Genomic DNA, 20,741 nt, shown 5'->3' with positions numbered 1-20,741 from the left:
CCCGTCACGCCTCGTCGAGCTCGTGCACCAGCAGCGCGACGTACAACGACAGCATCGACTCCGGGTCCTCCAGCGACACCCCGAGCACCTGCGTGATCCGCGACAGCTGCTGGTAGTACGCCGTACGCGACAGGTGCGCGGCGGCCGCCGCCGCCGACTTGTTGCCGCCCTGCTCGCAGAAGCAGCGCAGCAGCTCCAGCAGCCGCCCCCGCTGGCCGGCGTCGCGCGCCAGCAGCGGGCCCAGCTCGCGGTCGGCGAACGCCCGCACCCGCTCGTCCTCCCGCAGCAGGTGCAGCAGGCCGCGCAGGCGCACGTTGTCCAGCCGGTGGTACAGCTGCGTACCGGCCGAACGCAGCGCCGCCCCCGCCACGTGCGCGGCTTCGCCCAGGCTGCGGCGCACCTCCGCGACGTGCGACACGGTCGTGCCGACCGCCACCACCACCGGGCCCGCCGCCGACCGGTGCACCTCCCGGGCCAGCCGGCGCAGCACCGCGTCGACCTCCGCCTGCGCGGGCAGCGACAGCAGCGCGCGCACGCTCGTGTCGTCCACCACCCCCACCAGGGCGGGCACGGCCACCCGCCGGGCCGCCAACGCGGCCACCTCCGCCAGGTCCCGCAGCACCTCCTGCGTGGCCAGCGCCGGGGCGCGCGGCGTCACCGTCGCCGGCCGCACGGCCACGCCGACCAGCTGCCGCCGGTGCAGGCCGACGCCCAGCGCCGCCGCCCGGGCGGCCAGGTCCGCCGGGGGCACCGCCTGGCCGACCAGCTGCGCCAGCAGCATCCGGTGCGTCTGCCGCTCCAGGCTCTCCCGGTCCCGCGCGACGAGGCGGTGCACCGCCAGGGCCGACGCCGCCCGCTCCGCCACCACCACGTGCCGGTGCGGCGGCGGGTCCGGCGACAGCAGCACCAGCCGCCCCCAGTCGGCGCCCTGCGCGCCGACCATCGTGACCAGCCAGCCGGCCTCCTCGTCGTACGCGGTCCGCTCCGGCGCGGCCACCGACCGGGACCGCGACGCCCAGTCGCCCAGCAGTTCGCTGGGGTCCTGCCCCGCCGCGTCGTACGCGAGCACCTCGTGCCCCAGCGTCTCCAGCACCACCGGCAGCCCGGAGATCCGGGCGACCTCGCGCAGCACCTCGGCCGGCTCCGCCCCCGCCACGGTCAGCGACGTGAACGTCTCGTGCACCTGCTCGGCCGCCCGCAGCTCGGCCAGCTGCGCGTCGACGATCAGCGCCACCACCGCCTCGGTGACCGACACGAACCGCGTCTCCTCGGCGAGCGTGATCAGCGGCAGCCGGTGCCGGTCCGCCGCCGCCACCAGCGCCTCCGGCACCCGGTCGCTCCACCGCCGCACCAGCTCGACCACCAGCCCCGCCGCGCGCACCGCCGCCAGGTCGTCGACGTACCTGGTCAGCGCCGCCGCCTCGTCCGGCAGCGCGATCCCCGTGGTCAGCACCAGCTCGCCACCGCGCAGCAGGTGCCCGATGTCGGCGACCTCCGCCACGTGCACCCAGCGGACCCGGCCCTGCATCCCGGCCGCGCCGGCCACCACCCGCGGCTTCGCGCGCCGGATCACCGGCAGCGCGAGGGCCTCGGCGACGGAGGGATACATCGCGATCTCCCCTCGAACGGGAATGCACACAACGTAATGCTCCTGGGACGGAAGCGGTACAGGTTGTCCGTAGCGGTTGAACAACGAAAGCCGCGACACTCGCCCTACTACGCCGATCAGGGGGAGGACGCGATGGCGCACCGCGAGCTGCTGGCCAGACACCGGTCAGTGATGCCACGATGGCTGGCCCTGTACTACGAGCAGCCCATCGAGTTCGCCAGCGCCTCCGGGCGCCGGGTGACCGACCGCGAGGGGCGCAGCTACCTCGACTTCTTCGCCGGCATCCTCACCAACGCCGTCGGCTACGACGTCGCCGAGATCAGCGACGCCGTCCGGGCGCAGCTCGACACCGGCGTGCTGCACTCGTCCACGCTGTACCTGATCCGGTCGCAGATCGAGCTGGCCGAGAAGATCGCCGAGCTGTCCGGCATCCCCGACGCCAAGGTGTTCTTCACCAACTCGGGCACCGAGGCGAACGAGGCCGCGCTGATGCTCGCCACCCAGTACCGCCGCAGCGAGCAGGTCCTCGCCCTGCGCAACTCGTACCACGGCCGCGCGTTCGCCACCGTCGGCATCACCGGCATCCGCGGCTGGTCGGCCAGCTCGCTCAGCCCCGTCAAGGTGAGCTGGGTGCACGGCGGCTACCGCTACCGCAGCCCGTTCCGCGACCTGTCCGACGCCGGCTACATCGCCGCCTGCGTCGCCGACCTGCGCGAGATCATCGAGACCACCACGGCGGGGGACGTCGCCTGCATGGTCGTCGAGCCGATCCAGGGCGTCGGCGGCTTCGCCACCCCGCCCGACGGGCTGTTCGGCGAGTTCAAGAAGGTGCTCGACGAGTACGGCATCCTCCTCGTCTCCGACGAGGTGCAGACCGGCTGGGGCCGCACCGGCGAGCACTTCTGGGGCATCCAGGCCCACGGCGTCGTACCCGACGCGATCACCTTCGCCAAGGGCCTCGGCAACGGCCTCGCCATCGGCGGCGTCGTCGCCCGCGGCGACCTGATGGACTGTCTCGGCGCCAACTCCATCTCCACCTTCGGCGGCAACCCGCTCTCCACCGCCGGCGCCCTGGCGTCCCTGAACTACCTGCTGGAACACGACCTGCAGGCCAACGCGGCGGCGCTGGGCGACCGGCTGCTCGACGGCCTGCGCGCGGTGGCCGCCGCGCAGCCCGTCGTCGGCGACGTCCGCGGCAAGGGCCTGATGCTCGCGCTGGAGCTGGTCGGCCCCGACGGCGCGCCCGACCCGGCCGCCGCCACCGCGCTGCTGGAGGAGACGCGCGAGCGCGGGCTGCTCGTCGGCAAGGGCGGCCTGCACGGCAACGTCATCCGCCTGGCCCCGCCGATGACGCTGACCCGGGACGAGGCCGACGAGGCCCTGGAGATCCTCACTCAGTCGATCGAGGCCGTAGCCAAGGAGGCGCAGCACCGATGAGGAGGACCACCCACTGGATCGGCGGCAAGCCGTACAACGGCGTCGCCGAGCGCACCGGCGACATCTACGACCCCGCCACCGGCCGCGTCGCCGGGCAGGTCGACTTCGCGAGCGCCGCCGTCGTCGACGAGGCCGTCGCCGCCGCGCAGGGGGCGTTCGCCCGCTGGCGTACGGCGTCCCTCGCCCAGCGCACGAGCGTCCTGTTCGCGTTCCGGCACCTGCTGCACGCCCGCCGCTCCGACCTCGCCGAGATCCTCACCGCCGAGCACGGCAAGGTGCTCTCCGACGCGGCGGGGGAGATCCAGCGCGGCCTGGAGAACGTCGAGTTCGCCTGCGGCATCCCGCAACTGCTCAAGGGCGGTTTCAGCGAGAACGCCTCCACGAACGTGGACGTGTACTCCCTCCGGCAGCCGCTCGGCGTCGTCGGCGTGATCACCCCGTTCAACTTCCCGGCCATGGTGCCGCTGTGGTTCGTGCCCAACGCCATCGCCTGCGGCAACACGGTGGTGCTCAAGCCGAGCGAGAAGGACCCGTCCGCCGCGAACTTCCTCGCCGAACTGTTCGCGGAGGCCGGGCTGCCCGAGGGCGTCCTCAACGTCGTGCACGGCGACAGGGAGGCCGTCGACCGGATCCTCGAACACCCGACGATCAAGGCCGTCTCGTTCGTCGGCTCCACCCCGATCGCCCGGTACGTCTACGAGACCGGCACCCGCCACGGCAAGCGGGTGCAGGCGCTCGGCGGCGCCAAGAACCACATGGTCGTACTCCCCGACGCCGACCTCGACCTCGCCGCCGACGCCGCCGTCTCGGCGGGCTTCGGCTCGGCCGGCGAGCGCTGCATGGCCGTCTCCGTGGTCGTGGCCGTCGACCCGGTCGGCGACGAACTGGTCGACAAGATCCGCGAGCGGATCGCCGCCCTGCGCGTCGGCGACGGCCGCCGCCCCGGCTGCGAGATGGGCCCGCTGGTCACCGGCGCCCACCGCGACCGGGTGACGTCCTACCTGGACGCCGGCCGGGACGCGGGAGCGAAGCTCGTCGTCGACGGGCGCCACCACCCGATCGACGGCGAGCAGACCGGGTTCTGGCTCGGGCCGACCCTGTTCGACCACGTCGAGACCGACATGTCCGTCTACACCGACGAGATCTTCGGGCCGGTGCTGTCCGTGGTGCGGGTGCCCAGCTACGACGCCGCGGTCGAACTGGTCAACGCCAACCCGTGGGGCAACGGCACGGCGATCTTCACCAACGACGGCGGCGCGGCCCGGCGGTACCAGAACGAGATCGAGGTCGGCATGATCGGGGTGAACGTCCCGATCCCCGTCCCGATGTCGTACTACTCGTTCGGCGGGTGGAAGGAGTCGCTGTTCGGGGGTGCGCACGCGTACGGGCCGGAGGGGGTGAACTTCTTCGTCAGGTCGAAGGTGGTCACCAGCCGGTGGCTCGACCCGTCGCACGGCGGGGTGAACCTCGGCTTCCCACAGGCCACCTGAGCCTGGCCGTATCCAGGGCTGGGGGCACGTCACTTGGTCGAGTGAGTTTGCGCTGTTCGGCGGGCGTCCGGCCGGCGGCGGGGCGAGTCTGGTCGGGCCTGGGCGACCGTCTCGACCAACCGACGTACCGGAGCGCACGGATGCGCATAGCCGCCACCGACTACATCGACCACGCCGTGTCCCACCCCTCGACGCTCGACGCGAACAAGGGGGAACTGGTCAACCTCTTCGTGCGGGAGCGCGACGGCACGGCCGATGGTCAGCAGCGCCGGGCCGTCCTGATGCTGCACGGCAGGAGCGTGCCGGCCCTCGCGGGCTTCGACCTCGGGACCGGTGACTACAACTGGTCCCTGTTCCTCGCCCAGGCGGGGTTCGACGTGTTCGTCATGGATCTGCAGGGGTCGGGCCGTTCGACGCGTCCCCAGGTCATGGACGACCCCCGCAACGTCAACCCGGTCCAGCAGAGCCCGCTGGTCCCGAAGACGCTGTCCGCGCTGTCGCCCGCGACCTACCCGAAGTCGTTGAACGACTCGGCCAGCGACTGGGCCGAGGTCGACCGCGTCGTGAGGTACATCAGGAGGCTGCGCGGCGTGGACAAGGTCGCGCTCGTCGGCTGGTCCGCGGCCGCCTTCCAGTTGGGGCCGTACGCGATGCAGAACCCGGACCTGGTGTCCAACCTCCTCCTGCTCGCCCCGATGTTTCCGCCCAAGCGCAGGACCCCGGTGCCGCAGACGTTGCCGGTTTCCACCCCGTGCCCCGTGTACGGGTTTCCCATGAGCGTGATCACGCAGGAGTCGTTCCGGGAAGCGTGGGAGAAGGAACAGCGGTGCCGGAGCCAACGGGACGACGGGATCGTTGACACGGTGTGGAGAGCCATCCTGGACGAGGATCCGGTCGGCCGTACCTGGGGTCCCGGGGTGTCGCGGTGGCGGAACGCGTACTGGTGGGGCTGGAACGAGCAGGTGGTGGGGGCGGACACGAAGCTCGGCGCCGAGGTGCCGGTGTTCCTCGTGTACGGCGAACACGACACGGCCGCGAACACGCCGGAGTCGGCGGGCGAACTGCTTCATTTCTCCGTCCCCAAGCTGTACGGGGCCATCCAGGGCCGTCGGAAGCTGATGTACCGGGTGCAGTGCACCGGGCACTTCATGGTCTGGGAGCGGCAGTTCAAGGAACTGCGGAAGCTGTCCAGGGAGTGGCTCGAGCAGAACAAGATCGACGGAAACGAGACGGGCACGTTCTTCGTGGACGTGAACGGAAACCGTACGCCCATGGACTTTCCCGCGGCCTGAGAGGCGGGCCTGGCAGGGCGGAACGGAACACCCGCCGCGGTGCGGCACGGACGGCGTTAGGTCTATCGGGGAGTTTGCATGGCGCTCGTAGTCAGCTTCGTGGGGATCTCGTCGCACGCGGCCGTGGGGGCGTACAGGATCTGGTCTTACAAGATCAATGGCACGGGCGCTGAGCTTCCGCAGGGGCAGCGGGTCGCCCTGGCCTTCCCCAGCAACGTCAACGTGCAGGATCCGGCCCTGTTTCCGAGCGTGGCCCAGCTCGACGGCACGTTCGTGTGGCAGGATCCCGGGTCCGGCCGTCAGCGGGTCGCGAGCGCGGCCTCCTCGCAGGCCGGTCAGGTGACCGTCTCCTTCGTCGCCCCGGCCCAGGCGTCCGACGGCAACCTGCAGCTCTACACGAGTGCGAGCGGCGCCGCGTGGACCCAGGTGCCGTTCGCCACCGCCTCCGGTGGGGCCACGGGCACGACCCAGACCCTGATCCTGCCCGCGCCGGTCGCACCGTCGGTCACCGGGCGCCCGGTGTACGACTTCGAGGGAGCACTGCCGTACGCCACCGAACTCTTCGGTGTCTACCAGCCGGTCATCGGGTGGATCAGCCAGCACCCCGCGCAGTCGGCGGCCCTGGCGCTACCCGGTGCCGGAGCCGGCGGGCCGCACCCCGGCCAGGCCGCAGGAGCCGGCAGGGGCACCCTGAGCGACGAGGCCCTGGCCGCGGTGGCCGGGCACTACAGTTCACCGGCCGCGGCGGGTGGATTGTCACCGGTCGGGCTGATGAATCTGTTCCGGCAGTACTTCTTCGAGTTCGACACCTTCCTCGGCGCGCCCGCGGGTCACATCTGGGTCAGCCCGGGCGGGACCGTCGAGGTGATCGAGTCGAGCACCCGTCGCACCCTCGTCGAGAGGCTGTCCGAGATATCCGAGGAAATCTCCCGGAAAACCGAGGAGAGCCTCACGGACCAGGACGACATCGCGGAGGCCGTCAAGGAGGACAACGCCACGGACACCAAACTCGGCGTCAGCGCCACCGGTGGCGTCAATGCCAAGATCTTCCACGCCGACGCGAGCGCCAACTTCAGCGTCGAGAACACCGTCAAGCGCGGTGCGGAGGCCACCCACAAGCACACGCGTACGCAGACCGCGAAGGTGACCAGCGAGATCAAGCGCAACTACAGGACCAGCTTCCGGACCGTGACGGAGACGGTGGACACCTCCAGCCGCCGGTACGTCCTGCAGAACAACGGCATGGAGCTGGCCAACTACGAGCTGCGGCGGAAGATGCGCAAGGTCGGCGTGCAGCTCCAGCACGTCGGTTCGCGGCTGTGCTGGCAGTTGTACCTGGGCGAGCCGGGGGCGGACCTGGGGCTGGGGGATCTGGTCCATGTCGTGGAGGCGCCCGACCTCACCTCGATCAACCGGCCCGAGAAGCTGCCGCCGTTGGAGGCCAAGCAGGTCCCCTTCCACTTCGACATCCCGTTCCTCCACGACGCGGGACCGGACGACGACGCGGAGGAGACCTACACGCCGCACCCCGACAACCGCTGCCGGGGGCTCAACGAGTCCACCGCCGGCACTGACGACACCATCCAGTTCTGCTTCGAGGTACCGCTGCCTCCCGTGCCGAAGGGGTACGAACTGGACTGCGTCGCCTCGTTGGACAAGCACGGAGCGCAGGTGGAGTTCGCCCCGTTCGACGCCGACGACCTGCGGCCCAACCCCGACACGGCGAAGAACACCCTCAAGCTGCGGCTGACCTACGCGAACTTCCAGGGCAGGAAGTCCCTCCCGTTCGACGCCGTGCTGCTGTACAGGCCGACCGAGGAGGCGAACAGGGAGATCGAAAAGATCAACGCAGACGCGGAGGCCGCCTATCGGAACGAGGTCGCGCGGCTGCAACGCGAGGCGTACGGGAAGGCCGTGCGTGAGCGCCTGCGTCTGGTCAGCTCGCTGCGCGCCAGACCCGCCGAGGACCTACGCCGCGAGGAGCGCCGCTGGGTGTTCCGGAGCATCATCCGGCTGCTGGAGAAGTGGGGGCAGTACCCGACGAGTCCCGAGCCGGCGCAAGGGGTGTACCTGGAGGCGGAGAAGATCCAGCGGCTCTTCGACGTCGACGAGATGCTGTACTTCGTCGCCCCCGACTTCTGGCGGCCGGGGCCGGTGAACCCCCCTGCCGTCGACCGGGACAGCGTCGGCAGATATCCCGTGCCACCGGAGGAGTCGTCCCTGGCCGACGGCACGGCCACCCCGTCGCGGCCCCAGGCCGGTAGCGTGGTCGAAGTCGTCCCCCGGCCGCTGCCGCTGTCCGGGCAGACCGTGGCAGGGTGGTACTCCCGGGTGGACGAGTACCAGGCGGCCGGCGGGCAGCCCAGCCCCGAGTGGCGGGTGAACTACCTCATCACCGAGCAGACCCAGCCCGCGCCCCTGGGTAGTTCCCTCGGCTGGCTGATCCAGATCGACGCCGACGCGCGGCGGAACGAGTTCCTCAACGCCGCCTGGGTGAAGGTGGTGATGCCGGTCCGGCCGGGTCAGGAGGCCCTGGCGCTGGAGTGGCTCATCCAGCTCGAAGGCGACGGTGGCCACAGCACGCCCTACGACTTCCGGCCGGGCGACCCGGACGCCTTCCGTGGGAAGACCGTGGGCGAGGTCCTGAAGCTGCTCGCGAAGCAGCTCCAGGATTCGAACACCGACGTCGACAAGACGTTGGCCGCGGAGAAGGTCTTCGAGACCGGCTTCGACCCCCTCGTCGGCGGCTTTCGGAAGGATCCCAAGCCGTTCGAGGTCTTCGACCAGTGGATCGAGGTGCTGCCGACCGACCAGATCGCCGCCGTGATGGTGCGCTACGACCCCAGGACGGGCCAGCAGGTGTGAACGGGAACGCGGCGGGGCGAGCGGGTGGCCGCCGCGGAGGGTGCTACACGTAGAGGCTGCGGGCGGCCGCATCCGTCAGGCACAACGCCGGGATCGCGTGGTGGACGAAGTCGAAGTTGCTGACCGTCAGTCGACCGCCCGGCAGGATGTCGCGGTACGTCCGCTGCCACACGTCGTTCCCCTGGCGGTCGAAGGGAAGGTACGCCGCCGAGACGTTCCTGGTCGCCGACTCCCAGAACCCGTTCTTGCCGCTGGTGAACGGATTCGCCTTCGTGCCGGTGAGCGTCGTCATGTTTCGGGCGAAGCTGTGGGTGTAGAAGCGTACGGACTTACCCCTGCCGCCGCCTGCCGGAAGCTTGAGCCACCCCCGAAGCGAGTCGATCATCGCCTCGTTGAAGGCTTCGGGAGGGTCGAGCACGAAGAGTTCGTTCAGCTCGTCGTTCAGAAACGCAGCGACCGCCTTGTCGCCCTTCATCGCGGACACATTCGAGGTCAGGAACTGGCTCACCACCTGGCAGCCGCTGCTGTTGACCGAGATCGCGACGTGGGAGAGGTGGTCGTCCTTGATCGGCAGAATGTCCTTCTGGATCTCTATCAGGATGTCCCGCAGCATCGCCGACGAATACAGTTGATAGTCGCGCAGGCGTCCGGTCGCCATGTCGAAGACGCGACTGATGTGCGGCAGCACGAGCACCCACTGCTTGTTGGCCTGCCGGAGTTGGTAGGGGAGGCCGAACGAGAACTGTTGCGGCGCCAGGAAGGGCATGTCGGCCACGTGACTGGCGTCGGGCAGCCGGCGGGCGTTGTACACCAGCCAGTTCCATATCTCGAACGCGAGCCAGTCGTACCCCAACGGGTCGAAGTGCTTGAACAGGGGCCGCTTACCCTGCCCGGGTTGGTGCTTGAAGTGCACGAGGAACGGCGGGGGTTTCGAGATGTCCAGGTCCATCGGATAGGCGACGGCGATGAACTGGGGCGGCAGGTTGACGCCGGCCCGGTAGGTCACGCTGTAGATCTTGACCGTGAAACCGGCTGGGGGTTCCGGGACGAAGGTCAGGTTCAGGATGTCGGAACTCGAACCGGGCGGCGTCCTGAAGATGGGTTGCTGCAGGAACGGCCAGGAGATCGGCTTGACGAGCCTCGGCAGCGGGCGCGGGTTCCAGTCGCTGTTGCGCGCGTACAGCGGCTTGTCGTTGATTCGGTCTGCCGTCTCCTTGCGGCAGGTGGCCACGTCGAGCAGGCACACCGAACTGGCGTTGGGCGGCGTGATGAGCCCGTCGGGCGGGTTGCTCAACGTCCTCCACGTTTCGGCCGTGACGTCTTTGAGCGTGAACCTGGTGCCCACTAGACCCGCCGGCCGATGCTCATGCGCCCCCCGAACCTCACATAGCGTGCTGACAAGGTAACCCATCGCCGGGCTGTCGGGTGCGGAACGAACGGGCTGACACGGCACCCGGCACGTGGCAGCCGCGAAGGGCGTGTCCAGGTCGATCGGCGGTCCGGCGCGGCGGCGGCCGACGACGTGGTGCCGTCGCCCGTCGTCGCGGCGACCACCTGACCCGCCTGCGACAACCGCTGAGTCAGGTCCCCTCCGCCGCCGACAAGTCGGTGATCAGGTCGTCGAGCACCAGTTCCTCCTCGACCCGGACCCCGGCGGTGAGCATCGCCGCAGCGAGCCCCGCATCCCAGGCCGCGTCGGTCGGCGCGCCTCCCAGCGGCCCCCCGGTAGTCGCCCGGGCGGCGCGGGCCGCGACCCCGGCCAGGTAGTCGGCGGTTCCGTAGCGCCACGGCTGCCAGGGCACCCTGCCGCGCAGCAGGTTGGCGATCCGCAGGCCACCCCAGTCGAAGTCGCCGTGATACCGCAGGCGGGCGCCGGCCTGGACCAGGCCGGCCAGCAGGCGCAGCGCGGCGGTGCTGGGCTGGCCGCCGACGCAGACCAACGGGGGGCAGGTCGGGCCGAGCCGGTCGGCCGCGGCGGCCAGCACAGTGGGGTTCTCGCAGACGTGGACAGTCCGGGCAGCGAACCGCGGCTCCCCGCGAGCGAGCTGGCGCAGGGTCACCACGACCGGCTCCCCGAGCGCGGCGGCGGGGGCGACGAGGTCGTGCAGCCGGCATCCGGCAACCGTGGGCAGGTTGACGGCGAGCACGGTCGACGAGAGATCGTCGAGGAACACCCCGGCGGCGTACCAGAGCATCCGGCGTTGCTCGGCCGCCGACTCGGGCAGTGGTGCGTCCCCCCACCAGGTGGCCCGGATGGCCGAGCGGGCCGCTGTCTCCAGCGCCCGGCCGGCGTCGAGCGCGTGCGCGTCGCCGGTGGTGCGCGCCGCGATCCGGGCCAGCGGCTCCCCGTCCGCCGGCAGCGCGGCGAGGACGGCGACCAGATCGGTCACGAGCCGCGCCGCCGCCGGTGGCGTGCCCGCCAGTCGCCGTAGCAGCGCGGCCGTGCCCGAGGCGGCGCACCATTCGGCCAACTCGACGCGTACGCCGCCGAGTGCGGCGACCGGCGCCAGCGAGGTCTGCCAGGCGGCGGCCTCGGCGGCTCGTACCTCGGCGAGCACCGCGACGCTTCCGGTCAGCGCCTCGACCGCCCCGGCCAGGCCGTCGGGGTGCATCCCACTACGCCGGATGATCCGATCCAGCTCGTCGAGGTTGACGGTCAGGGTGCTGCCGCGACCGGGCGGGCGGCCCAGGACCCGCTCCACCGCCCGCCGCTCGTCCGGGCTGGGCCCGTCCAGGGTCAGGGTGCCGGTCAGCGGCTGCCCCCGGGCGATGCGGCGGCGTAGCCGCTGGAACAGCCGTTCGGTCTCCGCCCCGCCGAGCTGCCGGCGCAGCCGTTCCAGATCGGTCACGGCACATCCCACAGGCCCGGTGCCGTCACCGGCTCCGGTTGATGATCGTCGGGCTGCGGGTTCCGCTGCCGGGGCGCCCGCCGCTCCGGCGTGGACAACAGGTGCCGTTCGCGCCCGTCCCAGCGCCACGGGGTGACCAGCACCGCGTCGATGCCGTCGTGCCGGGCCAGATGGGCGATCCCGAGGCCGGGCACCTGCGGATAACAGCCCCACTCCCGCTCGCTGGTCAGCACCACGTCGAGGTCGAAGGTGGCCAGCAGCCCCAGGCACTTCGCGCGGGAGTCGTCGTCCACCCCCGCGAACGCCTCGTCCAACGCGATCAGCCGCGGCGCGTACGGGTTGCCGGCCGAGCCGTAGTAGGACGACGCGGCGGCGAACAGCGGAACGCTCGCCGCCAGCACCCGCTCACCGCCGGACGCCGGCCCGGTCGCCGGGCGCCACTGCCCGTCCTGGTGCCGCTGGATCGTGAACTCGTGCCACGCCCGGTAGTCCAGCGCGCGGGTGAGCTGCTCCGACCAGGTCGCCGCGTCGTCGCGCAGCCGCTCCCGGTTGATCTGCTCCTGTAGGAAGGAGCCCACGGCGCGGCGGTCCTCCTCGTCCCACACGTCCGTGCTCTGCCGCAGCTGCCGGCCGCGCAGCTCGGCCAGTCCGGCAGGGGCGTCGCGGGTCGGCCGCCACAGCAGCCGCAGCCGCATCCCCGTCGAGGTGGGCCGGGCCTCCAACTCCTCGTTCATCCCGGCGACCTGCCGCTCGGCGCCGACGATCAACTCCTGGAGCGCCCCGGCCACCTCGTTGACCAGGTGCGTCTCCAGCACCTCCCGCTCGTGCGCGGAGAGCATGCGCTGCCGTTCGTCGATCTCGTCGACCAGCGCGGCGGACAGGTCGGCGACGGTGCGGGTCCGCCCCTGGAAGCTGACCTCGACGACCATCGCTTCCTCCCGGATGGTCGTCACCACCTGGTGACCCTGCCGGGAGAGGCCGTCGGTCAGCGCCTTCACGTCCATGCTGACCTGCTGCTGCAGCCGGTCCCAGCGGCGGTCGTCGTCGTCGGTGTCGGCCAGTTCCCGATCGACGGCCCGGGCCAGCGTGACCGCCCGGGTCGCCACCCACGGCTGCGCCACGTCCGGCACCTCCAGGCCCGGGCAGGCCAGCTCGACCAGGCCGGTGCCGGCGAAGGCGCGCAGTCCCTCGACGGCGGCGTCCCGGGCCCCGGTCGCCTCGTGCAACTCCTGCTCCAGCCGGCTGCGCCGCCCGCCGGCGTCACCCCGGGCGTCCCGGGCCGCCGCCTCCTGCCCCCGGGCCTCCTCCCGGTCGCGCTCGCAGTCCGTCAGCAGCCCGGTCGCCTCCGCGATGCGGCGCTGCAGGTCCGCTACCGACGCGCCGGCAGTGGCGTCCAGCGTCTCGAACTCCACCCGGGCCGCCCGCGCCGCGTCCCGCGCCTCGGCCGCCTCGGCCGCCGCCGGCGCCAGCCGCTCCAGCCGTTCGGAGTGCAGCCCGGCCGCCTCGTCCCGGCGGACGTGCGCCGCACGCACGCCCGCCACGGTCGGCCACCAGGCGGCCAGGGCCACCCGGTACGACTGCAACCCGTCCCGCACCGCGGCCAGCTCCTCGACGCCGTACGGCAGGTCGACGTCGTCGGCGAACTCGGTCGCCTCGGCCAGCGCGGTCGTCGCCTCGGCGAGTCGCCGGCTGAGCGCCTCACCCGCCTCGTCGCGCCGGTCGACGACGTCGCGGCGGGCCTCGTACGCGCCGCGTACCCGGGTGTGGGCCTCCCGCAGCGGCTGGTCCGACGGCAGCGCCCGCGCCTCCGTGGCGACCCGCTCCCGCCGCCGGCGCAGCTCGCCGCGCCGGCCCGCGACGGCCGCCAGCCGCGCCGACAGCTCCGCGGCCTCCCGCCGCAACTGGTCGATCCGCGCCCGACGGGCCGCCTCCCGGGCGCTGTCGCCGATGTGCTCCGCCGCCGGCTTGGCCCACCGTCCGGCGAGGACCCCGTTGCCGAACGCGCCGGTCGCGTCGACCCACGTCACCGCCGAGCCGGCGCCCAGGCCGATCGCGGCGAGCACGCCCGCCACGGCCTCGTCCGACAGCGCCGCGCAGGCCGGGTCCGTCCGGTCGACCGCCGGGCGGAGCAGCCGCCCCAGGTGCGCCGCCACCGCCCCGCCGGGCCGCAGCACAGTGTCCCCGCTGACCGGGTCGCGCAGCGCCCCGTCGGGGTCGAGCCAGGCGTCGAGGACCCCCGCCGCCTCCAGGGCAGCCTCGATGCCGGCCCGCTGCGCCGCCGGCACCTCCGGGGCGAAGTCCACCACCCGCCACAGCGGCGCGCCCGGCCGCTCCCGGCGCACCTCGTCGACGCGCGTGTGCGGCACAGGCGGCGGCTGATGCGTTCCCGCCTCCAGCCGGCGCAGCTCCGCCTCGGCCCGTTGCAGACCGTCGCGTACCTCGCGTTCCTCGGCCTCCAACGCGGCGTCGGCGCGGGCGAGGGCCTCCGTCGCGGCCGTGGCGGCGCGCGCCGTCTCCCGCACCGCCGGGTTCTCCCCGGCCAGCGTGCCGACCCACTGCTCCAGTTCCGCGAGGACGCCGTCGAGGTCGCCGACCGGCAGCTCGACCACGCCGCCGAGGTGCTCCCGGGTCCGCTGGACCAGCAGCTCACCCGCCTCGGTCGCGGCCGACTCGGCCTCCTCGACCCGTAGGTCCGCGGCGGCCATCTCGGCGTCGAGCCGGTCCGCCTCGTCGCGGGCCCGGTCCGCCCGATCCCGGGCCGCGTCGGCGGCGGCGCGGAGCCGGTCCAGCGTCCGCAGCGAACCCGACCGCGAGGCGACCAACTCGTCCGCGGCCCGGGTCGCCTCGGCCAGCCCGACCGGCAGCGCGGCCAGCACCCGCGCCGCGTGCCGGTCGGCCAGCCGCGCCGCCGCGGCGTCCCGCTCGACCTGCCCGCGCGCCGCGTCCTCGGCGTCCTGCGCCTGCCCCAGCTCCCGGGCCGCGTCCTCGGCGGCCCGCCCGGCGCGGGCCACGTCGGCCTCCAGGTCGCGCAGTCGCTCCTCCTGCCGGACGGCGAACTGGTCCCGCTCGTCGGCGATGCCCCGCAGCCGGCGCAGATGCTCCGCGGTACGCGCCTCCGGGCTGTCCCGCAGCGCCTGCAGCCGCGTGGCCAGCTCCCGGGACCGCTCCGTCAACTCGTCGATGCGCGTCAACGCCCGGGTCAGGTCGGCGTCGGCCTGGTCGTAGGCCCGCTGCGCCTCGGCCAGCTCCCGACCGAGCTGTTCGTAGCGGCTGTGCTGCTGGCGCAGCAGCCCGGCCCGGCGGCGCGTCGCGACCCGCGCGTACTGCCGGTAGCGGGTGAGGAAGTCGTCGGCGGCCCGTTTCGTCTCGGCCAGCTCCCGCAGCGTCACCCGCTCGTCGTCCAGGCTGCGGAACGCCTCCGCGACCTGGGTGATCAGGTTCTCGTCGAGTGGCGGCAGCGCGTCGGTGAGCGCCCGGGACAGGCTCTTCTCGTCCGGCCGCTTCGACAGCTGCGGCTGGCGCAGCCGGATGAGCAGGGAGACCAGCGCGTCGTACCGGCTGCCGAGCCCGAACAGCGCCTCGTCCACGGCCCGCCGGTAGTCCGCCGCCCGGTCGTGGACCATCCCGGCGGACCCGACCGCGTCGCGCAGCCGCTCCCGGGTCAACGCCGTGCCGGTCGCGTTCACCAGCGCCAGGTCGACGCCGACCCGCTGGCTGGTGACGAAGAACCAGTGCCGGGCGATGCCCCGCCCGGCGACCGCCTTCAGCCCGCACCCGATGGTGAGGTAACGCTCCCCGTCGCGGTCCCGGCGGCCGAACTCCAACCACGTGTAGCCGAGCCGCTCCGGGTGCGGGTACCGGCCGCCGAGCAGCAGGTTCCACTCCATCCGCTTGTGCGGGTCGCCGTCCGGCTCCACCCGGTACGGCGCCAGGTCCCCGTCGAGCAGGAACGGCAGCATCAGCGCCAGCACCTTCGACTTGCCGGTGCCGTTGTTGCCCCGCAGCAGCAGACTCCCGCCGTGGAAGTGGAACTCCTCCTGGTCGTAGTAGAAGATGTCGACCAGCCCGGCGCGCAACGGCTGCCAGCGCTCCTTCGCCGGGAGCGGCAGCTGGTCGGCCAGCGGTACGGTCATCGCACGGGTTCCCTCGATCGTTCGGACTTGTCGGTGCCGGCCCCCCGGGCGGCCGGCTCGCGGATCGTCGGCTCGGCCAGGGCGTACCGGGCGATCGCCGGCCGGGGCAGCACGAGCGGGTCCGCGCCCGGCCCGACCCGGATCAGCTTCAGCGCGCGCAGCGCCTCCAGCGCCGTGGCCACGAGCTCCACCTCGGCGCCCGGGTCGGTGGCGTGCTTGCGCCAGTACGACCGATGCTCGACGGCCAACTCCCGGGTGCGCCGGTGCAGTTCGCTGACCCGTACCCCGCCGTCACCGGCGGCGATGTGCTCCGCCAACAGCAGCGTCAGGTGGCTCTGCATCCCCTCGGCGGGCATCCGCACGTCGGTGAGCTCGTCCTCGGGATCGACCATCGCGATCCCCTCCGCGCGCACCTCGGCGACCAGGCCGGTGAACTGGGTGATCCGGGTCAGCAGCGCGTGCCGCTGGCTGGTCAGGTAGGCGCGCTCGGCCTCGGTGAGCTCGTCGTGGTAGACCACCGGCTGCTCCAGCAGCAGCCGGGTCAGCCGCTGCCGCAGCGCCCGGTTCCGGGCGTCCTCCACATCGGGTACGACCTCCAGCGTCAACGCCGCGAGCCGGCCCGGCCCGGTCGACTCGTCGATCATCGACGGCCCCCGGGACGCGGCGAGCAGGCCGGCGATCACGTGCCGGTCCACGTCGTACAGGACGTCCCCGCCGGCGCCCAGGTACGCCTCCTCGTCCCCGGCCACCCGGCGCAGCACCCCCCAGTGCAGCAGTAACCGGACCACGGCCACCATGTCGGCCCGCCGCTCCCGCCGGTCCAGCGCGAACGAGAACCCGGCCGCCGCCAGCGCCGGCTCGGCGGCCCCCGTCACGACCTCCTCGGCCAGCCGGCCCAACGTGATCTGCCCGTCGGCGCGCTCCAGGGCCGCCAGCGCCAGGCAGGCCAGCACGTACCGCTGCCGCGAGAACGGGGTCCGCGACCGCGGATCCCGCGCCGGATGCGTGCCGTCGTACGGGTCGGCGGTCAGCTTCACCAGCCGTACCGTGTGGGCGTCGGCGACCACCTGCCAGGCGGTCTCCCGGTCGAACCACTCCCGCAGCTCCGCCGCGTACGCCCGAACCAGCCGGAAGGTCTCCGCGTCGGTGAGCCCGGCCACCAGCAGCGGGCGGGCCAGCAGCAGCCGCGCGGCCCTGCGCCGCCGCGCCTCCGGGACGTCGTCGGCCGCAGCGCGCCCCCTCACCGGTCCGCCCCGACCAGGTCGGTGATCTCGATGAGATGCTCTGGCCCGGTCAGCACCCCGTCCTCGGTGACGACCCGCGCCGGCGGGGCCCCGTCGACCCGCCGCAGCCGGACCGCCATCGTGCCGTCCGACGTCGTGGTCGTCACCTCCGACTGGTCCGGCCGGCGGGCGGCCAGGGCGTCACCGAGCAGCTGGAGGAACAGCCGGAACTCCGCCGAGTCCAGCCGCGCCAGCTCGGAGAGGTGGATCGGACCCGGGGTGGCCAGCGCGGCCCGGGCGCGGGCGGTCTGTTCCGCCTCGCGGCGCATCCGCTCGGCGAGCACGCGACGCTGCTCCGACCGGTCGATCACCCGGTTCGGCGCGCCCCGCCGCTCGTACGAGCCGGTCCGGCGCAGCCGAGGGCTGATCTCCAACCGGGGCGCCCGCGCCCACGGCGTGGCCGCCGGCACCGGCCGCTCCTCGGCGGCGGCGAGGGTCGCCGCCGTGGTGGTGAGGTGCCGCGCGGGGGAGAGCCCGAACGCGGTGTGCCAGAGCCGGTGCGCCGCCTCGTCGTCCGGTGCCTCGGCGAACCAGAGCGCCAGCCGGCGGAAGTCGGCCGAGCGGTCCGACCGGCCGGCCCGCCGCTCGTTGATCGCCGCGACCGTGCTCAGCAACTGTCGGATCCCACCGATGGCCGCCGTACGCAGCAGCCGCGCCTGGGCAGGGCGGCTGCTGTCGGCGCTGACGAACCAGTCGCGCAGCCCCGCCCAGCGCAGGCGCCAGGTGTCCAGGGCCTGCCGCATGGCGGCGTCGTGCCCGCCCCAGGCGTCCCGGTCCAGGCCGTCCCGCCCGTCCGCGTCGCCGTGTTCCTCGGGGGGAGCGGCGTCGGCGGCCTCGCGGCGCGCCGCGACCTCCAGCAGCGGCGTCACGCCGACCGCCTCGATCCGCCGGGCGAGCGCCGCGATCTCGGCGCCCCGGTTGGCGAGGTCGGCGATGAACCGCTCCAGGTAGGCGATCAACTGCTCCTTGTACGCCAGGAACGCCGCGACGTCGGCGTCGGAGAAGTCGATCGCCCGGCGCAGTGACGCCATGAAGGCCTGCGCGTTGTCGGCCAGGCCGGTGAACCGGTCGACGAGGCTCAGCAACAGCAGGTGTGTCTTCGCCGCGTCCGGCGGCTCGCCGGCCGCCGCCGCTTCGGCGACGGCCAGCAGCCCGCGCAGCTGTTCCGCGATGTCGGACAGCGCCACCGACTGCAGGGCGCCCCGCCGCCCGATCGCCTCCTCGTACCTGGCGATCGCGTCCTCCGCCGCGTGTCCCTCGCGGGTGAGCTGGTAAAGGTATCGAGCTCGGTGGAAGTCCTCGACCGTTGTCACCCGGCCGGTGTCGGGGTCGGCGCGCAGGTTGCCCCACCCGGCGAGCTGATCCAGGGCGGCGCGCACGGTCTCCAGCGACGGCCCCACCCCGGTGGGGGTCTCCGTCGTCGTGTCCCGCGCTGCGGCCAAGATCTCGATCAGCACGTCCTCCGGTCGTAGGTGCACGGTGAAGCGCTGCTTCGCCCGAACGAAGGCATCCAGGATCTGCCGGTACAGGGCCGAATTCTGTGCCTGGAGATGGGCGAACGGTTGCGCGGGCGACCCGGTCCCGAGAGGCATGGTGCCCATCCTCGCATTCTCGAAAGCCGGCTCTGCGGGTGACTCACCGTGTCGCCGGCTGACCTACGGCGCGCGGCCGGCGGCGCGCAGGTGGATGATCAACGTGTCCACGGGAACGCCGAGCACGCTGGCCAGCAACGTCAACGGATCGGACGGATTGTGCCCGCCTCTCGGCCCGCCACCATACGCCGGCGACCGGCTCCGCCTATGAGGGAGTCATTCCCGTTACAGGCCTGTGAGTCCCCTCGACCCCGTCAGCATCGCCGCCGAGGGTCCACCCCGGTACCGGCCAGGCGTGGTCCGTGCGGCCGGCCGCGTCGGTCCATGGATGGCCATGTCTGGCAGCGTGGAACGCGAAGAATTGGCGCGACCGGCGACTGAATGCCGTGCACCGGCGGCCGGCCAACGACCGTGTACATTCGCCGATGTCGCCGAGAGTCCGGCCGGATGCTCTGATCACTCCGCTCGAATCGACATAGATATAGCCGTTTTCGAACAAAGCATCGCAGCCAAGGAGGCACGCCGCCATCACGTTTCCTGGCGTGAGTCGCTCCTTCGGAGACGCCTGCGGCAACAGGGACGCCTCGGGTGTTCCCGGATCGTTGCAGTGCCTGCATCGCCACCACGCCAAGTCTCTGCCCGCCAACCGGCCCCACGCTCTCAATGACGGTGAGGCCCACTCGCTCAGGGTAAACGTCGTCGGGCCAGATCCAACGGTCCGATCTGTGGAGCGGCTTGCTGATTCGCGTAACGATGATTTCCGAGAGGGTGCCTGCACCGAACTCCTCTGGAGGCGTACGGGGGCCAGGGGAGCCGCCAGACCCCAGGATGAGGAAGTCCCCCACCGCCATGCTTCGGGCCACGTCCCGGCTGCTCCGCGGATCGGGCCTGCTGCGCAGGTTCAGCGCATCCGACCGCCATCCCCAGACGCCCAGGGACCTTCCGATCTCCAGATTGTTCCTGGATTTTCTAGCCACATAGACGTAGAAGTAGCCCGCCACGACCGCTTGCCCCCAAAGCACGAAGATCTCGTGCGGTGGAGGCATATTCAGGATCGAAAGCCTGTCGGACCGCCTGGCTGATCCCGAGACTTTAGCGATTACCTGCATGCGATGCAAACCCGGACGGGGGGTAGTCCTAGTTAGCTGTTTTCTTCGGGGAGGCTGGCCTCATACACCGTTTCCAGGCCACGCTGAACACGGACCAGCGTTGCCAACCATTCACGCGTCTCCGGGTCGGTCGAGTAGAGCATCGTGCCGCGCATGCCGCGCGTCATCAGCACCTTGTACGTGTTGCGGATCAGGCGGTCCGCCTCGAAGTCACTGAGCGCCTTGCGGCTGCGGAACGCCGGATCTTTCGACTCGGACCGCTGGGTGACCAGTCGGCCGTCGCGAGCGACCAGATCCGGGCCGATGATGACGCCCGACCACTCGTACTCGAAGCCCTGTGCGGTGTAGACGCAACCCACCTGGCCGAAGCCGTTCGGGTCCGTGGCCCAGTAGGCGCTGCCCGGTGCCTCGCCCACGCTACGGTCGCTCTTGACGTTCCACGGCCGGGCCCAGCCGCCGATCTGTACGTCCGGCACCAGCGACTCGTCCGGTCGCGGCTCGCTCCACGGCCAGCAGTAACCGGCCGACATGCGGGCAGTTTCCCCCGCGGCCTGCTTTGTCGCCAGGAACGCCTCCATTTCCTCCGGAGACTCCGCCAATCGTAGGTCGAACCGGCCATCGCCGTGCCAGACCGACGGCTTCCCGCCGTCGAGGCCGAGCAGGTCGAGGACCCATTGTTCGTACGCCTCGCTGCCGCCACACCGGAACTGGTCGTGCAGCGACACGACCTCGACCTCCAGGCCGAGCTGCTCGGCGTACCGGGAGATGACCTCCACGCTGCCCAATTCGGGGTCTACTGCCGTTCTCGTGGGTCGGGTTCATGATCGTCCGGGTAGTGGTGGGCAGAGGCCGCCGCGGCGGAGGTTGGCCATGGTGATCAGCGCTTTGGCGCTGTGGTAGCCGTAGGCCTGGCGGGTCAGCACGCGCAGGTGGACGTTGTTGGCCTCGATGCGGGCGTTGGACAGTCCGCTGTCGAGCATGTTGTGGATCGCGGGCAGGTGACGGCGGATCGTCTTGGCCAGCTTGACGAACGGGGCCAGCTTCGACCGGCTCGCCCAGCGTAGCCACGCCTGCAGCAGGAG

12 protein-coding genes are annotated in these 20,741 nt (G+C 72.2%); 4 read left to right on the top strand and 8 right to left on the bottom strand.

Annotation, left to right across the window (positions count from 1 at the left end; genetic code table 11):
• Window positions 1-4 precede the first annotated feature (4 nt).
• Entirely contained in the window at window positions 5-1,609 is a 1,605-nt protein-coding gene (locus tag ACGFIZ_RS13085) for a PucR family transcriptional regulator (protein WP_393418832.1), read from the bottom strand.
• 132 nt (window positions 1,610-1,741) lie between these two features.
• On the opposite strand from ACGFIZ_RS13085, the gene ACGFIZ_RS13080 reads away from it, so the two are divergent.
• The 4 genes from ACGFIZ_RS13080 (at window position 1,742) to ACGFIZ_RS13065 (ending at window position 8,693) form a co-directional block, all read left to right on the top strand.
• Window positions 1,742-3,046 (top strand): aspartate aminotransferase family protein, encoded by a 1,305-nt coding sequence (locus tag ACGFIZ_RS13080; protein WP_393418830.1) that lies wholly within the window; start codon window positions 1,742-1,744, stop codon window positions 3,044-3,046.
• Window positions 3,043-4,536, top strand: a complete 1,494-nt coding sequence (locus ACGFIZ_RS13075) for a CoA-acylating methylmalonate-semialdehyde dehydrogenase (RefSeq protein WP_393418828.1) — start codon at window positions 3,043-3,045, stop codon at window positions 4,534-4,536. The genes ACGFIZ_RS13080 and ACGFIZ_RS13075 overlap by 4 nt, the downstream gene beginning before the upstream one ends.
• Window positions 4,537-4,676: 140 nt before the next feature.
• Window positions 4,677-5,828: an alpha/beta fold hydrolase gene (locus tag ACGFIZ_RS13070; protein ID WP_393418826.1), complete on the top strand. Its 1,152-nt coding sequence runs from the start codon at window positions 4,677-4,679 to the stop codon at window positions 5,826-5,828.
• A gap of 78 nt (window positions 5,829-5,906) precedes the next feature.
• Window positions 5,907-8,693 (top strand): hypothetical protein, encoded by a 2,787-nt coding sequence (locus ACGFIZ_RS13065; protein WP_393418824.1) that lies wholly within the window; start codon window positions 5,907-5,909, stop codon window positions 8,691-8,693.
• A gap of 43 nt (window positions 8,694-8,736) precedes the next feature.
• On the opposite strand, the gene ACGFIZ_RS13060 is transcribed toward ACGFIZ_RS13065, so the two are convergent.
• From ACGFIZ_RS13060 to ACGFIZ_RS13030, 7 genes are all read right to left on the bottom strand, one after another.
• Entirely contained in the window at window positions 8,737-10,104 is a 1,368-nt protein-coding gene (locus tag ACGFIZ_RS13060; RefSeq protein WP_393418822.1) for a hypothetical protein, read from the bottom strand.
• Between the two features lie 169 nt (window positions 10,105-10,273).
• Window positions 10,274-11,542 (bottom strand): TIGR02679 family protein, encoded by a 1,269-nt coding sequence (locus ACGFIZ_RS13055; RefSeq protein ID WP_393418820.1) that lies wholly within the window; start codon window positions 11,540-11,542, stop codon window positions 10,274-10,276.
• A complete protein-coding gene (locus ACGFIZ_RS13050; protein WP_393418818.1) occupies window positions 11,539-15,675 on the bottom strand; it encodes a TIGR02680 family protein in 4,137 nt (1,378 codons plus the stop codon). Before ACGFIZ_RS13050 ends, ACGFIZ_RS13055 begins: the two co-directional genes overlap by 4 nt.
• On the bottom strand, window positions 15,672-16,919 hold the full coding sequence (locus ACGFIZ_RS13045) for a TIGR02678 family protein (protein ID WP_393418816.1): 1,248 nt from the start codon (window positions 16,917-16,919) through the stop codon (window positions 15,672-15,674). Before ACGFIZ_RS13045 ends, ACGFIZ_RS13050 begins: the two co-directional genes overlap by 4 nt.
• Window positions 16,916-18,550: a TIGR02677 family protein gene (locus tag ACGFIZ_RS13040; RefSeq protein ID WP_393418814.1), complete on the bottom strand. Its 1,635-nt coding sequence runs from the start codon at window positions 18,548-18,550 to the stop codon at window positions 16,916-16,918. The genes ACGFIZ_RS13045 and ACGFIZ_RS13040 overlap by 4 nt, the downstream gene beginning before the upstream one ends.
• Before the next feature lie 1,141 nt (window positions 18,551-19,691).
• On the bottom strand, window positions 19,692-20,435 hold the full coding sequence (locus ACGFIZ_RS13035; RefSeq protein WP_393418812.1) for a DNA/RNA helicase domain-containing protein: 744 nt from the start codon (window positions 20,433-20,435) through the stop codon (window positions 19,692-19,694).
• 42 nt (window positions 20,436-20,477) lie between these two features.
• The coding region (locus ACGFIZ_RS13030) for a transposase (RefSeq protein ID WP_393418810.1) at window positions 20,478-20,741 on the bottom strand (264 nt) is incomplete at its 5' end.

The sequence above is a fragment of the Micromonospora sp. NPDC048830 genome (assembly GCF_043198215.1).
Taxonomy (GTDB): Bacteria; Actinomycetota; Actinomycetes; order Mycobacteriales; family Micromonosporaceae; genus Micromonospora.
This window is presented reverse-complemented; position numbering and strand designations above follow the sequence as displayed.